Here is a 14468-nt window from a genome sequence, read left to right on the forward strand (position 1 = left end):
TCTACTGTTCGAGAATCTCGACGAGGTTCCCGTCCGGATCCCGCACGAAGCAGATCCGAGTCCCGGTGTCAGTGGTCTGGGGCCGACTCACCGTCTCGACAGTCGACGACAGTTCAGCGTACAGGTCATCGAGTGAATCGACGTCGAAACCAATGTGCGTCGTTCCGGTCGCGTTGAGCTGTGGCTCTGAGACGCCTTCGATCTGTGGGTCATACTCGACGAGTTCGATTCGGATCTCGCCGCCATCGAGGTGGGCAAAGCGTGCGTTCGCTCCCTCAACGCCGACGGCCGTCTCGAATGCCTCGCCAGCAACCTCGAATCTAGCGCTGACCGAGAGTCCGAAGACCGTTCTGTAAAAGTCGACCGAACGGTCGAGATCGCTGACAGTGAGTCCAACGTGGTGTGTCTGTACGTCAGCCATATCTTAGGTGCTCCGGCTAGCAACCAAAGCGTATCGAATCGAATGCCTAAGAGATGCTCCAGTCCCTCTCGCAGTAACCACTGCATACCGGTGGTTGGTTGGGGGTCTCGACCGTCTAGGTCAGGAGGGCGATGGTGTTGGTCATCTCTGGGACCGTTCACAAAGCACAACCAGTAGTATGTGCAGTACCGTCGGTCGATTACACTGACTACTGGCCGTCTAACAAAAGGTCTGATCGGCCGTCGACGAACTATGTCTTTGAGACGGGCGGTCTCGTTCAGGAGGCCGTATCGGCAATCAACGTTCCGTATGAGACCGACTAGGGCGGGATGGCAGTGAGGCAGTCGCCCAACCAGAACCGCTTTGCGTCTTCTCGAACACCTCTGAGTATGCAAACAGTCGTGCTTGCGGCGGGAGAGGGTACACGAATGCGCCCGCTGACGGCCTCCCAACCGAAGCCGATGTTGCCGGTGGCGGGCAAACCGCTGCTCGAACACACACTCGATCGGGCGGTCGAGGCGGGAGCCAGCCGGCTGATCGTCGTCGTCGGCTACGAGTCCAACCGCGTCCAAGACCACTTCGGCAGCCAGCACCACGGCGTCGACATCGAATATGCGGTCCAAGCCACCCAGCGGGGAACGGCAGACGCGGTCAGTGCAGCCGCGCCACTGCTCGTCGACGAGCCGTTTGTCGTGCTTAACGGAGACTCGCTCTACGATCAGGAGTCGCTCGACACGTTGTACAGCAACGGCCCCGCCGTCGGCTCCTATCGGGTCGACAATCCCAGTGCCTACGGCGTACTTCAACTGAGTGAACAGGACGACAGCCGGATCACCGGTGTCGTCGAAAAGCCGGCGAACCCGGCGTCGAACCTGATCAACACCGGGGCGTACGTCTTTCCGGCGGCCGCCATTGACCTGCTTGAAGTCGAGCAGTCCGAACGCGGCGAGTTGGAGCTGACTGATGTGGTCGAAGCGGTCTGCAACCGGGTTTCGGTGACGGCGGTTCCGTTCGACCGGTGGCTGGATGTCGGTCGACCCTGGGAGCTGCTGGCGGCTAACGAGTGGTTACTCGAAACCCTGTCGAGCCGGTGTGATGGCGACTGCAGCGAACGATCAGATCTCAGTGACAGTGTCGTCATCGAAGCGGGTGCAACCGTCAAATCCGGCGTGACGATCGAAGGTCCCGTTTACATAAGCGAGGGTGCGACCGTCGGGCCGAACGCCTACGTCCGTGGGTCGACGTATCTCGGCCCAGGTGCCAAAGTCGGCCACAGTGTCGAGATCAAAAACAGCATTCTGATGGCCGACGCCACCGTCGGCCACCTCTCGTACGTCGGCGACAGTATCCTGGGCCAGCGGGTCAACTTCGGAGCTGGCACGAACGTGGCGAACCTCAGACACGACGGCGAGCCGGTCAGACAGACCGTCAAAGGCGAGCGCGTTTCTACCGACCGGCGGAAGTTCGGCGTTATCGTGGGCGAAGACGCCAAAACTGGAATCAACACCGGCCTGAATGCGGGCGTCGTGCTCGGTGCATCGGCGAAGACAGCGCCGGGCGAGGTTCTCATGCGTGATCGCTGGGAGTAGGCGCTGACTACTGCAGCGAACGCACCCGTTCGACGGCTTTTTCGCAGAGTCGGTTGGCCGCAGCCTCGCTTCGGGCCTCGGCGGTGACCCGAATCAATGGCTGTGTGCCGCTGGCGCGAACGAGGAACCAGCCGTCGTCGCTTTCGACCCGAACACCGTCGGTCGTGTCGACGTGCTCGAACTCCGCCCGGACGTGGTCAGCCACGCGATCGATGACGGCCTGTTTGTCGTCGACCGTGATGTTCTCTCGATACAGTGGGTAGCGCTCGATCTCGTCGATCCGTGTGGACAGTAGGCCCTGACTACCGACGAGGGCAGCGAGTTTACACGCTGCCAGCGGGCCATCCGGACACAGCGTCTCGTCGGGCCAGATCCACGCCCCCGAGGGCTCACCACCGAACACGGCCGCTGGGTCTGCTGCGGCCTCCGCGACGAACACATCGCCAACCTTAGTCCGAACCAACTCGCCTCCAGCGGCTTCAACCGCATCGTCGACACAGAGGCTGGTGTCGACCGGAACCGCGACGACACCACCGGCCTCGCGGACCGCACGCTGGGCGAACAGGGCGAGCAGTACGTCTTTCGGAACGAACGTTCCAGTTTCGTCGACCGCCAGCATCCGGTCGGCGTCGCCGTCGTGGGCGATGCCGAGATCCGCATCGGTCGAACCGACCTGTGCACAGAGCGCGGTCAGCGTTTCAGCCGTGGGTTCGCTGGGTCGTCCCGGAAACGAGCCGTCGGGCTGAGCGTTGAGTGTCGTGACGTGGGCGCCCAGCGAGCCGAGCGCCGAGGCGGTGACGCCGCCGACGCCGTTGCCGACGTCGACCACGATCTCGAGACCAGCAATGCCATCGGAGTCGACCGCGTCGACGAGGGCCGCCTCGTGGGATGCGGTGGCGGTCGAATCCGCACGACGGTCGCCTGATTCGTCCCACGAGGCGAACGCGTAGGCCTCTTCGTCGACGATTTCGGTGATACGGTCGCGGCGGTCGGTATCGAATGCCTGTCCCGAAGGTGTCCAGAGCTTGATTCCGTTGTCGGGGGCGGGGTTGTGTGAAGCGGTGATGACGACACCAGCATCAGCACCGAGACGGCTGATGCTCCGTGCCAGTGTCGGTGTCGCAACCCGACCGAGATCAATCACGTCGGTTCCGCACTCGGCCAGTCCAGCCGCGACCGCATCGGCCAGAAACCGACCGCTGTCGCGGGCGTCACGGCCGATGAGGACCGTCGAGGCACCGTCGGTGGCCACCGCTCGTCCAATCGAGAGCGCGAGCTCCGCGGTCACTGTCTCGCCGACGGGGCCGCGGACCCCACTTGTTCCGAACATACCACTCATGTCACGGCCACCCACATTAGTTACTCGACAGCTACGTGGCCTGCGCGACCGTATCAGCCACGTACAGAGATACTGTAAGCGGTATGTCGATATTTGTATTCACTGTTTGGTGAATAGTAACGAGGCCATACACTGGCCGTAGAGACCGTTTTCTATCACCGCAAGGAAAGAGTATAAGGTCACAGAGACAGGTTGGCATGGTATGGACGCAATTGTTCTTGCCGGAGGCTATGCGACCCGAATGTGGCCGATTACACGGAACCGACCGAAGATGCTGCTACCGGTCGGCGACACGACAGTGATCGACAAAACGCTCGAACAACTCGAAAACGAAGAAGATATTTCCGACGTATATATAAGTACGAACGAGGCGTTTGCCGCCGATTTCGCCAGCTACGTCGACGAACAGGGCTACGAGAAACCCGAGCTCTCGGTCGAAGACACGAGCGACGAGGACGAGAAGTTCGGCGTCGTCGGCGCGCTCGCCCAACTGATCGACCGCGAGGGACTCGAAGACGATCTGCTCATCATCGCTGGCGACAACATGGTCGGCTTCGATATCGCCGACTTCGTCAGCTTCTTCGAGGAAAAAGAGTCGCCTGTGTTGGCAGCCTACGACGTCGGCGACCGCGAGCGCGCCAAATCTTACGGTCTCGTCGAACTCGATGGCGAGGAAGTCGTCGACTTCCAAGAAAAGCCCGACGAGCCCAAGACCACGCTCGCCTCGATCGCGTGCTACGCCTTCCCGGCCGATGTGCTACCGCAGTTCGATACCTATCTCGCGGACGATCAGAACCCCGACGAGCCGGGCTGGTTCCTCCAGTGGCTCCAGAACCGCCAGTCGGTGTACGCCTTCACGTTCGACGACATCTGGTTCGATATCGGCGAGGCCGCCGCGTATCTCGACGCTGTCGACTGGAACCTCAGTGGCGAGCCGCTGGTTGCCGACGACGCAACGGTCGAAAACAGCGAGCTAAACGGGTCGACGCACGTCATGTCCGGGGCAACCGTCACGGATTCGACACTCACTGACTCGCTTGTCTTCCCCGACGCTACCGTCGAGAACGCCGAACTCGTCGAGACTGTCTTCGACGAGAAGGCGAGTATCGACGGGATCGACCTTTCGGCGAGTCTGATCGGTGCGTACAGCCAGCTCAGCGACGAGTAAGGGTACGCTACCAGAAGTAGGAAGTTCCTACCATTGCAGTAACCCGCTATTCTGTGTTTTCGACGCCGGTGATCTCGAACCGTGCACCCTCAGACGAGCTCTCGGTGACAGTGATCTTCCAGCCGTGGCCTTCGACGACCTGTGTCACGATCGCGAGACCGAACCCGGTGCCATCCTCGCTCGTGGTGTAGCCGGTCTCGAAAACGGTTTCGCGGTCGGCTTCCGGGATCCCCGGTCCGTCGTCTTCGAGAAAAAGCCCGTTTCGAGTTCGCCCACTGTGACGGTAACCTCGGACCCTGCGTGGTCGACGGCGTTGCGAATCAGGTTTTCGAACAGCTGTCGTAGTCGGCTCGGATCGGCGAGAATCGTCTGGTCGGTCTCGGTCCTGAGGGTCGCTGATTTCGTGTCTACGGTATGCCAGCAGCGTTCGGTGAGCTCCGCTATGTCGACCGATTCGTACTCGCCGACGGCCTGGCCCTCGCGGGCGAGCATCAGTAGATCGTCGATCAGGGTTCGCATCCGGCGGTGAGCCTCCTCGATGTGGTCCAGCTGATCGCTTTCACACTCTCGCTTGGCCAACGCGATCCGTCCAGCCATCACCGAAAGCGGGTTTCGAAGATCGTGGCTCACCGTCCCGACGAACGCATCGAGTTGGTCGTTCTGCTGTTGAATTCGGTGTCGAGAGCTCTCCAACTCGCTGACATCATTCAGCACGACCGCGTACCCCCGTTCGGTGTTCCAGTCGGTAATCCGCGAGACAGCCACCGAGTAGTGACGCTGGCGGCCCGCTATCACGATCGTCACTGGTTCGTCGGGAACAACAACCCCTGTCGGCGTGATGATCACCGACGCAAGCTCGGGAAATACGGTTGCAAGTGGGTCACCCAGTTGGTCTGCGGTCAGTGTTTCGACGAGGTCTGTGGTTGCCGTGTTGAAGTCGACGATCCGAAACCGGGTATCGAGCGCAATGTAGGGGTCGACGAGATAATCGAGAGTCTCGTCACGGGCGACGGCTGAGAGCGTTCCCTCGCCGAACCGGAGCGTCGAATACCCGACAGCGAGCGCGTGGGTAGAGCCAGTGAATGCGTAGTACTCGTAGGTCGGCACCAACAGGAGATCAGCGTGCGAGAGCGCGACAGGAACGAGCCCGAGGACGCCACCAACCATGAGAACGACGACGAGACGCCGTTGTTGACGCCGTGACCTGAAGAACAGCTCTGCGAAGTAGTAGACCAGCGTTCCGAGCGCACCGAAGCTGAACACGACCGCCAGCAGCCACCCTGGGCCGTACTCGACGGTGAACCGCGGAAACGGCGCGGTCGGAAAGTCGACCGACCGCCAGTAGAGGCCGTGAAATGGCCCCGTAAAAACGAGGAGCGCCAAGGCGGCGTAGATGACGGTCGCGACCCGACATAACCGATTCGTCACGGGGTTCCGCCCGGAGTAGGCCGTAGCGAACAGATAGGTGAAATAAATGGCTGACAGCCCCACGAACGCCCACAACACGAACAGTAGATAGGCAGTTGGCTGGTGTGTCACGGTGACCGACACTGCCGACAGCACCGACCACACCGAGAAGTTCCCCATCCAGAGGCCGAACCACCGTTTTGACGAGAGGTCGGTGGCGGTAACCACCCAGTAGGCGAGCACACCGGTTTCGACTGCGGTGGCCGCGTGACCACCGAAGTGGAGAATATGAAGGAGAGCGTCGGAAACTATTCAGTATGTGCACCTATTACGAACTGTTATTTAATCTCTGATTTTCGATTATCAGACATGATTCTACCCGTTGGGAGATATCCATCGCCCACGATCCCTCACGCCATGTCGGCCTGCTGGGTGACGACGGTGACCGGCACGTCGACGCCCGTCCGCTCGCGGATCCGTTCGTGGATCACACTGGCGTCCGGCGGCGAGTCGCCAGCGGCGTGGATCGTCACCCGACTCGGCTCCTGGGAGATCAGTTCGGCGCGGTATTCGACGTCGACGGCCAGCAGCTCGTCGGTGGTCTCTTCGGCAACCGCTTCGACCGCGGTCTCGAACGCCATGTTGTCACGGGCATCGAGCGAACTCGCCGCCAGAAACGACGTGAGAACGAGCACGGTGAGGCCGAAGGCGACGAGTCGACTGAGGGCGACATGCCGGGCCTGTCTGGCGTCGTACCAGTGGGTCGGGGTGTAGCGTTTGAGCCAGATCGCGACGATCCCGGCGACGTTGATCGACAGCAGATTGACGAGGACGAGCACGCCCGCCCCGATGGCGAGCCGGGAGTCGGCGTAGGCGATGCCGAGGCCGACCGAGGCTGCCAGGGGAATGAGCGCGACGGCGATCATCACACCGACCAGCGCCTCGTCGGCCCCCGAGGTCAACGCCAGCGCGCCAGCGGTGCCGGCTCCGAGTGCGACTGCCAGCGCGAGCAGGCCGGGATGGGCGCGTTCGGCGATCTGGGCGATCAGTAGTAGATCGAGATCCGGCGCGAGCGCCAGCCGGTAGACGGCCGCCGCGACCGTGCCGCTGAGGATAGCGACGACGAGACCGACGGCCTGCGAGCGAATGCCGTCCCAGAACAGTTCGTCGTCGTTGATGACGGTGCCGACACAGGAGGCCATCGCAGGGCCGATCAGCGGGGCGATTACCATCGAGCCGACGACGACCGCCGCGCTGTTCTGTAGCAGGCCCGCGGTGGCGACGACCGCGCTGATCACCGTCAGCGCCAGAAAGTTCGGTGTGCTCCGTGAGAGACCCCGCGCCTTGGTCCGGAGTTCATCCCGTGAGATCCGGACGTCCTCGGGCGTCTCGTTTTCGGACTCCTGCTGCTCGAACTGCTCGGAGACGATGGTCTCGACGTCGCTGATCACCATGTAGCCGTCGCGCTCAACGCCAACCGCCCGGAGGTTCTCAATGATCGACTCGACATCGTCGGACTCGGCAGGAATGTAGACGATGTCGCTGTACGAGGAGTCCGAGGTCTCCTCGGCCATGGCGTACTCGATCTCCTCGCGGTCGAGAACGTCGACCACCGTCTGTCGTTTCCCCTCCGGAATGAGTGTCTGGATTAGGCGCATAGGTCAGTCGGCGGCCGTGGGCTGGCTGTGTCGGTTCGGCATGAGCCTTTCGAGAACCTCCGAATACTGCATAAGAACGGTTCCGAGAATGCTCATCGAGAGCACGTAGCCGACTGCGAACGCAGGAATCGTTTGGGTGAACACCGTGCCGGTTCCCGCGGCGGCGATCGTCGCGATAATGAGCGAGAACTCCCCGCGAGTCACCATTCCGGCACCGACCCGAACCGACCGCGTGTGGCTGAGCCCATAGCTCTGGCCGCTCCAGTAGCCACTGATCAGTTTGCTCGGCGTCGTCACAACGACTGCGACGGCCAGTATCCCGAGCACGCCGCCGAACACGAGTGGGTCGGTGATGAGCCCGATCCAGAAGAAGAACACCGCCGCAAACAGATCTCTGACCGGTTCGAGTAGTGTCTCCAGTTCGTGAACGTGGCTGGTCGAACTGAACGCCATGCCGATGAAGAAGGCCGCGACCGCCTCGCTCACGCCGACCGCAAGCGCCGCACCCGCGACGAGTACGGTGAGGCCGACCGCCCGAAGGAGAAAGTACTCGCGGGAATCCGTTCGCAACAGTCGTTCAAACATGTCGGAACCGTACTGAACGAGCACCAATAGCCCGATGATAAACGCGATGGCAATCCCTACTGACCGGGTTGCCTGGCTGAGGTCACCACCGCCGATCACAATCGCCGAGACGACCGCGAGATACACCGCGATAAACAGATCCTCGAAGACGAGTGTACCGAGCATCGGGTCCGACTCCTCGTTGGCGATCCAGCCCAGGTCGATCAGTGATTTCGTGATGATCGCGCTCGAGGAGATGTAGATGATGCCCGCCATCAGCAGTGCGGCGACCAGCTCTCCGAAAAAGTAGTAGCCGAGCGCGAAGCCGACCGGGAAGTTGACGGCCAGATCGATCAGCCCGACTTTAGCGATCCGATCGAGGTTGTCGAGCAGGCGGTCGAGATTGAATTCCAAGCCCAAAAAAAAGAGCAGAAAGACGATGCCGAGTTCCGCACCGATCTCGATGAACTCGGTTTCCTGGATCGCGGGTAGGCCGAGTCGACCGATGACGAACGGACTAGATACCATCCCGGCGATGATGTAAAACGGGATCACCGACAGCCCGATCCGATTGGCAACAACGCCGCACAGCGCGGCGACGCTGATCATCACGCCTACTTCTAACAGGAGGGTACCCGAAGCCATGTAACAGTATCCGAGTCTGAGAGTTCCGCCCGTATAAGCGTGTGCGAATCGCGGTCGATCGTTTTTCGACCGTTTCGGCTGGTTCTCACCGTCGACCGGATGAATACTTATGACTCGCTCGGTACAGTATTCGGTATGGATATTTACGAGACGGACCTCCCTGGGGTCGGAAAACGGTTCGAACTCCCGGTTCACGACGGGTCGGCACTCGTCGTGGTCGTCCACAACACCGGCAAACACGAGATATTTAAAAAAGAAGACGAGGACGCGGACGCCGACCGCATTATCGAACTCAGCGAGGACGAGGCCAAGGCGATCGGCTCGATTCTCGAAGACGTCCACTTCCAGCCCAGCGAGATCGATATGAGTTCGACGATGATCGGCGGCGATACCGTCATCGAGTGGTACACGCTCGACGGGAGCTCGCCGCTCGTGGGCAAAACGCTCAAAGAAAGCGAGATCAGGGACGAAACCGGCGTCACCGTTATCGCGGTCGAACGGGGGCCGGACGCCTATCCCAGCCCATCGCCGACGTTCAGGCTCGAAGCCGACGACATACTCGTGACAATCGGCCGAAGCGACGAACAGGCTGCCCTCGAAGCGATGCTCTCGTCGACCGTCACCGACGAACCGAGCGATTGACACGGCTGGCACTCCAAGTATGGGTATGGCTGAGACGAACTTCCGCGAATTCGTGCGTTCGGACACCATTCTGCTGGCGATCGTGTTGTTCGTCGGTATCGCCGGCTCGGGGGTTGCCCGCTGGTGGCTTGGAACGCTCGGATTAGACACGGTCGGCGCAATCGTCTTCGTGATGGGGTACGGCGGTATGGTGTTCGTTCTCTGGTACGGTTGGATTCGGCCGCTGGATATTAGTGGGCCACAGTAGCTTGCCGCTGGGCTGAGATCGTAGCTCGGCGGCAGGGTGGCCAGCCGAATAACGGAAGTTTAATGCGCGTTTCACTGCGACCTACGAATAAGAATGCTGCCGCTACAGCTCGTCGACCAGTTCCTGTTGAACTACGACATCGGGCAGGTCCTACTGCTAGGGTTCGTTCTGACGACCGTTGGGGCACTGCCGCTCAAATCCCAGCAACTGATCGGCCTGAACACGATCCTCTTCGGTGTGATATTTATTATGACGCCCGTATCGATGCTGAACTCGACCGCCTACCTGTTTTTGGGGCTCACACTGATGATCGTCGGCCCACTGGTGTACGTCACCGCCAAGGAGTAATCGCGTGTCGACACTGACCGCTGTCGATCGACCGCGCCAGCCATATGGCACGCGCCGGTCGGGTTCGCTATCTTTTTTATACAACTGCGATAACCCAGCCGCATGATTACGGTTCGAGCGCCAGCGACGAGCGCCAATCTCGGCAGCGGGTTCGACGTGTTCGGTGTCGCGCTCGATCGGCCCGCCGACGTGATCCGCGTCGAACGCGCCGAGCGCACATCGCTCGAAATCACGGGCGTCGGCAGCCAGTATATCCCGACCGACCCGGAGCGGAACACGGTCGGTGCGGTGGTCGACGCGCTCGACGCGCCCGCACGCATCGAGATCGACAAAGGGGTTCGGCCCTCGTCGGGGCTCGGCTCGTCGGCCGCGAGCGCGGCGGGCGCGGCGGTCGCGCTCAACGAACTGTACGACCGTGGCCTCACGCGCGAGGAACTCGTCCCGATCGCCGCCGAAGGCGAGGCGGTCGTCTCGGGAGCTGCCCACGCAGACAACGTCGCGCCGTCGATTCTCGGCGGCTTTACGATTGCGACCGCACAGGGCGTCCACTCGGTCGACGCTGACATACCACTGGTCGCCTGTCTCCCCGAGATTGCCGTGTCGACGCGGGATGCCCGCGGCGTCGTCCCCGAAACCGCGAGTATGGAGCAACTAGTCGAAACCGTCGGCAACGCCGCCACGCTCACGATGGGGATGTGTCAGTCCGATCCCGAACTCGTCGGCCGCGGCATGGCCGATCCGCTCGTCACGCCCGCCCGTGCGAAGCTCATTACGGGCTACGAGGAGGTCGAAGCGGCGGCCCGCGAGGCCGGCGCGGTCGGCGTCACCGTCAGTGGAGCCGGCCCCTCGATGCTCGCAGTCTGTCAGGAAACTCAGCGTCGAGCTGTCGCGACTGCGATGCTCGATGCGTTTGCAGCAGAAGGAATCGAAGCACGAGCCTACCAGACGCGAGTGAGTCGGGGCGCGACGCTGTTTTGAATTAGGAACTACCTACTACCGCTCAGACGCCGCGGCCCTGGAGCCGCTCTTCTTCCGGAATCGTGTCATTAGCCTGTCCTTTCATGCCACCACCGGCGGTGGTTGCGATCTCGGCGAGGCGCTCGGGGTCGTCCCAGTTCGAGACAGCGTCGACGATGGCGTTGCCCATCTGTTCGGGCTCCTCGGCACCGAAGATTCCTGAGCCGACGAAGATCCCGTCACACTGGTGGTGCATCATCAGCGCAGCATCCGCCGGCGTCGCGATTCCGCCTGCCGCGAAGTTGACGACGGGGAGTCGACCCATCTCAGCGGTCTCGTGAACGAGTTCGCGGGGTGCACCGTGTTCGCGAGCCCACTTTTCGCGTTCCTCGAAGTCGAGGCCTTCGAGCGTGCGGATCTGGTTCATCATCGTTCGCTGGTGTTTTACCGCCTGGTTGACGTCGCCAGTGCCGGCTTCGCCCTTCGTGCGGATCATCGCTGCACCCTCGTGGATGCGCCGCAGCGCTTCGGGGAGATTGCGCGCGCCACAGACAAACGGCGAGGTGAACTCGCGTTTGTCGATGTGGTACTCGTCGTCGGCAGGCGTGAGCACTTCCGACTCGTCGATCATATCTACGCCCAGGGCTTCGAGAATCTGGGCCTCGGTGTGGTGTCCGATGCGGGCTTTGCCCATGACGGGAATCGAGACCTCGTCGATGATCTCGGTGACGTTCGCGGGATCGGGCATCCGTGCGACGCCGCCGCGTTTGCGGATGTCCGCTGGGACGGCTTCGAGCGCCATCACCGCGACCGCCCCGCAGTCCTCGGCGATCCGTGCTTGCTTACGCGTGACGACATCCATAATGACGCCACCTTTCTGCATCTGTGCGAAGCCGCGTTTGACCAGTTCGGTGCCGCGCCGAAGCGTCTCGAGGTCAGTCGGGTCCGACATACCTTACATTGGGTGTGAGCACACTTAACGCGTGTTCTTCGGACGCCTCTCGACGCCTTGGTCGACCGAATTCCCGGCCTCTCATCGAGAAAAGTGGCACGTATACAACACATATATATTAACCATATCTACCAGATGTAGTAGTAGGGATCAGTTACTGAATCTGTAACTGGCCAGTACGGCTAACTACTTCTTACTAATACCTATTCAGAACGGTACACTGGGTATGAGACGCCCACAGGAGCCATCGGTGCTAATCCCAACGGGATTCGATTCGAGTAGCTACTCGTGTGTCCGATCGCTGGCTCGACAGGGCATCAACACGATCGTCGCCTCCGAACACACCGACGTGCCTGCGGCCGCCTCTCGGTTCTGTGACGAGCGTCACCTGATTCCGTCGGCCTACGAGGACTTGCTGGCCTACAAGGACGCACTGGTCGGCATTGCGGCTCGCCCGGACGTGAAGACGATCGTTCCGATTCGTCCACACGACCCCTATCTGTTCGCCAGGTACGCCGAGGAGTTTAACCACTACGTCGACCTCCCGACGCCCGGCACCGAACTGCTTGGAACCGTCCACGACCGGATGCGACTCGCCACTGCGGCCGAGGCGGCCAGCGTTGCCGTCCCCGAAACCAGACTGCTGACCGACGTCGACGACTGGGATTGCGAACTCATTATCAAATCGCGCTACAACCTCCTGACGGATTCGTACCTGATGGCCTACAGCAACGCCGAGTCCGAGACGGTCAAAACGATCACCCACCTCGATCCAGGTGAGCGTCCCGACACCGACGCAATCATCACGGAGATGAAACACGTACCGATCGTTCAAGAGTACATTCGGAGCGCCGACGAGTACGTCTTCGGCGCGCTCTACGACCACGGCGAGCCGCTGGCGACGTTCCAACACCGCCAGATCCGCGGCGACTCGTACACCGGCGGCGGCGGTGTTTATCGCGAAACGGTCTCGATTCCCGAACTCGAAACCGCGGGCCGAACCCTTCTAGACAGTCTCGACTACCACGGGTTGGCCTGTATCGAGTATATGGAAGACGCCGACACCGGCGAGTTCGTCCTCACCGAGATTAACCCACGGATGTGGCAATCGTTGCCCTGTGCGGTCCAGGCAGGCGCCGACTTCCCGCACTACTACTGGCTCTTGTCGCAAGGAACCCCCGAACTGATCGACCACCACTACGAGGTCGGCTTCGGAAGCCACCTCCTATACGGCGAATTGGGTTACCTCCTGAGCATTCTCCGGGAGGAGTCGCCGCTGGTCGACAAACCGTCGTTTCTCGACGAGCTCCGGGCGGTTGCTCGGTCGTGCTACGAGATGCCGCATTTCGACAACGTCAGGCTCGACGATCCGCTGCCGTTTGTCCGTGGACTCCGACACGTTATCAGAACGAAACAACGCTCCTGACGCAGCAGTCGACAGTAAAAAAACCGCAGTCGGTAGTTCGCTACTCGCGGCCGAACATCTGGCGCATGTTTGGTGAAATTATAGAAATATTCTATAAACATTTATTAATCGACTCTCCATGGATATCCACATGCCCCGGAACGGGAGAGATCAGATCAATATCGCGGTCCAGCCTCAGATCAAGTCCGAGTGGGAGGAGGCCATCGAAGAGACAGGACGTTATGAGTCAATGACGCAGTTAATCCGCGATTCCGTCGAAAACGAATTGAGACGGATCGGATACAAAGACCCTATCACAGAAGATATCCCTCACGGAGGTTCCCAATCGGTCGATATCGATATAAGCGGTCTTGAAGATGAACTCGCAGAAGTGAAGGAAGAGCTTCGCGGCGTGAACCAGCGAATCGAGCGAATCAGCCTCGCCACCGACGCTCAACAGAACACCGAGTTGATGGACTTAGCGAGTAAACTCCACGATGAGCTACCTCGAATCGCTTCCCCTGAAGACTTATCCGAAAAATCACCGATGGAATCTGGTGCATGGGAAGGCCAACCGTGGCGACTTGCACAAGAAGTTGAAAACTCAGAATACGACGTTACCCGCGCGCTGGCACTGCTTGAACAGCAGATGAGCCGTGTCAAGAGTACGACCGTCATCGCCGACGGATCTCCACATAACGTGTATTATGTCCAGCAATAACAGGGCGGATGTCACTTCGGAGGAGCTCACAGGAGCTTGTCGGGATCTCCACGAAAAGTACTGCGCGTTTCTCAAGGGGAGTGGGAAGTCTACGACACTCCAGACCCGGCGATCATGCCTTCGGCAGTGGATGCAACACTGTCAACAGGGAGGAATTGATCCGAAAATTGCCGAAGAAAGCGATGTCCGTGAGTTCATCGATCAGAACCTTCACAAAGCGGATACGATGGTTGGGTCACTACTCTCCACTGTCTCCGTTTTCTATATTTGGGCCTGTAGAGCCTGTCCAAGAAATATCGGCAGAGAACTCACATGACGTAGACCTTATCTAGCAGAAAATCCTGTACAGCGTAAGGATTCACCCGTGACGTTCAATTTTATCCGATACGATCAAGATCAGCAACA

General features: G+C 60.5%; 15 protein-coding genes. 8 read left to right on the forward strand and 7 right to left on the reverse strand.

Translation table 11 applies throughout. The annotated features are described in order from the left end of the window. Position 1: 1 nt before the first annotated feature. The gene (locus O2S87_RS02650; RefSeq protein ID WP_475407254.1) at positions 2 to 421 is read right to left on the reverse strand and encodes a VOC family protein; all 420 of its coding nucleotides are present in this window, start codon (positions 419 to 421) and stop codon (positions 2 to 4) included. A 389-nt stretch (positions 422 to 810) separates the two neighbouring features. On the opposite strand from O2S87_RS02650, the gene glmU reads away from it, so the two are divergent. Then, the gene (gene glmU / locus O2S87_RS02655) at positions 811 to 2010 is read left to right on the forward strand and encodes a bifunctional sugar-1-phosphate nucleotidylyltransferase/acetyltransferase (RefSeq protein WP_475407255.1); all 1200 of its coding nucleotides are present in this window, start codon (positions 811 to 813) and stop codon (positions 2008 to 2010) included. 7 nt (positions 2011 to 2017) lie between these two features. Here glmU and glmM read toward each other — a convergent pair whose 3' ends face one another. Next, positions 2018 to 3340 carry a phosphoglucosamine mutase gene (glmM, locus tag O2S87_RS02660; RefSeq protein ID WP_475407266.1) on the reverse strand — a complete coding sequence of 441 codons (1323 nt, stop codon included), beginning with the start codon at positions 3338 to 3340 and terminating at the stop codon, positions 2018 to 2020. 211 nt (positions 3341 to 3551) lie between these two features. Between glmM and O2S87_RS02665 the strand changes: the two genes are divergently transcribed. Then, positions 3552 to 4517 carry a nucleotidyltransferase family protein gene (locus O2S87_RS02665; protein ID WP_475407256.1) on the forward strand — a complete coding sequence of 322 codons (966 nt, stop codon included), beginning with the start codon at positions 3552 to 3554 and terminating at the stop codon, positions 4515 to 4517. A 46-nt stretch (positions 4518 to 4563) separates the two neighbouring features. Here O2S87_RS02665 and O2S87_RS02670 read toward each other — a convergent pair whose 3' ends face one another. From O2S87_RS02670 to O2S87_RS02685, 4 genes are all read right to left on the reverse strand, one after another. Further along, on the reverse strand, positions 4564 to 4746 hold the full coding sequence (locus O2S87_RS02670) for an ATP-binding protein (protein ID WP_475407267.1): 183 nt from the start codon (positions 4744 to 4746) through the stop codon (positions 4564 to 4566). Next, the gene (locus O2S87_RS02675) at positions 4662 to 6236 is read right to left on the reverse strand and encodes a sensor histidine kinase (protein ID WP_475407268.1); all 1575 of its coding nucleotides are present in this window, start codon (positions 6234 to 6236) and stop codon (positions 4662 to 4664) included. Before O2S87_RS02675 ends, O2S87_RS02670 begins: the two co-directional genes overlap by 85 nt. Before the next feature lie 98 nt (positions 6237 to 6334). Beyond that, a complete protein-coding gene (locus tag O2S87_RS02680) occupies positions 6335 to 7582 on the reverse strand; it encodes a TIGR00341 family protein (RefSeq protein WP_475407257.1) in 1248 nt (415 codons plus the stop codon). Positions 7583 to 7585: 3 nt separating this feature from the next. After that, a complete protein-coding gene (locus tag O2S87_RS02685; RefSeq protein ID WP_475407258.1) occupies positions 7586 to 8791 on the reverse strand; it encodes a cation:proton antiporter in 1206 nt (401 codons plus the stop codon). A gap of 135 nt (positions 8792 to 8926) precedes the next feature. Between O2S87_RS02685 and O2S87_RS02690 the strand changes: the two genes are divergently transcribed. From O2S87_RS02690 to O2S87_RS02705, 4 genes are all read left to right on the forward strand, one after another. Further along, the gene (locus O2S87_RS02690) at positions 8927 to 9433 is read left to right on the forward strand and encodes a cation:proton antiporter regulatory subunit (protein WP_475407259.1); all 507 of its coding nucleotides are present in this window, start codon (positions 8927 to 8929) and stop codon (positions 9431 to 9433) included. 25 nt (positions 9434 to 9458) lie between these two features. Continuing rightward, entirely contained in the window at positions 9459 to 9680 is a 222-nt protein-coding gene (locus tag O2S87_RS02695; RefSeq protein ID WP_475407260.1) for a DUF7996 family protein, read from the forward strand. A gap of 93 nt (positions 9681 to 9773) precedes the next feature. Beyond that, positions 9774 to 10028, forward strand: coding sequence for a DUF8006 family protein (locus O2S87_RS02700; protein WP_475407261.1), 255 nt, complete (start codon positions 9774 to 9776; stop codon positions 10026 to 10028). Between the two features lie 102 nt (positions 10029 to 10130). Then, positions 10131 to 11006: a homoserine kinase gene (locus O2S87_RS02705; RefSeq protein WP_475407262.1), complete on the forward strand. Its 876-nt coding sequence runs from the start codon at positions 10131 to 10133 to the stop codon at positions 11004 to 11006. Positions 11007 to 11028: 22 nt separating this feature from the next. On the opposite strand, the gene pdxS is transcribed toward O2S87_RS02705, so the two are convergent. Further along, on the reverse strand, positions 11029 to 11937 hold the full coding sequence (gene pdxS / locus O2S87_RS02710) for a pyridoxal 5'-phosphate synthase lyase subunit PdxS (protein ID WP_475407263.1): 909 nt from the start codon (positions 11935 to 11937) through the stop codon (positions 11029 to 11031). Positions 11938 to 12163: 226 nt separating this feature from the next. Here pdxS and O2S87_RS02715 point away from each other — a divergent pair, with 226 nt between their 5' ends. After that, positions 12164 to 13363, forward strand: coding sequence for a carboxylate--amine ligase (locus O2S87_RS02715; protein WP_475407264.1), 1200 nt, complete (start codon positions 12164 to 12166; stop codon positions 13361 to 13363). Positions 13364 to 13481: 118 nt separating this feature from the next. Then, the gene (locus O2S87_RS02720) at positions 13482 to 14063 is read left to right on the forward strand and encodes a hypothetical protein (protein ID WP_475407265.1); all 582 of its coding nucleotides are present in this window, start codon (positions 13482 to 13484) and stop codon (positions 14061 to 14063) included. Positions 14064 to 14468: the final 405 nt, after the last annotated feature.

It is taken from the genome of Halohasta sp. A2, from assembly GCF_056175805.1.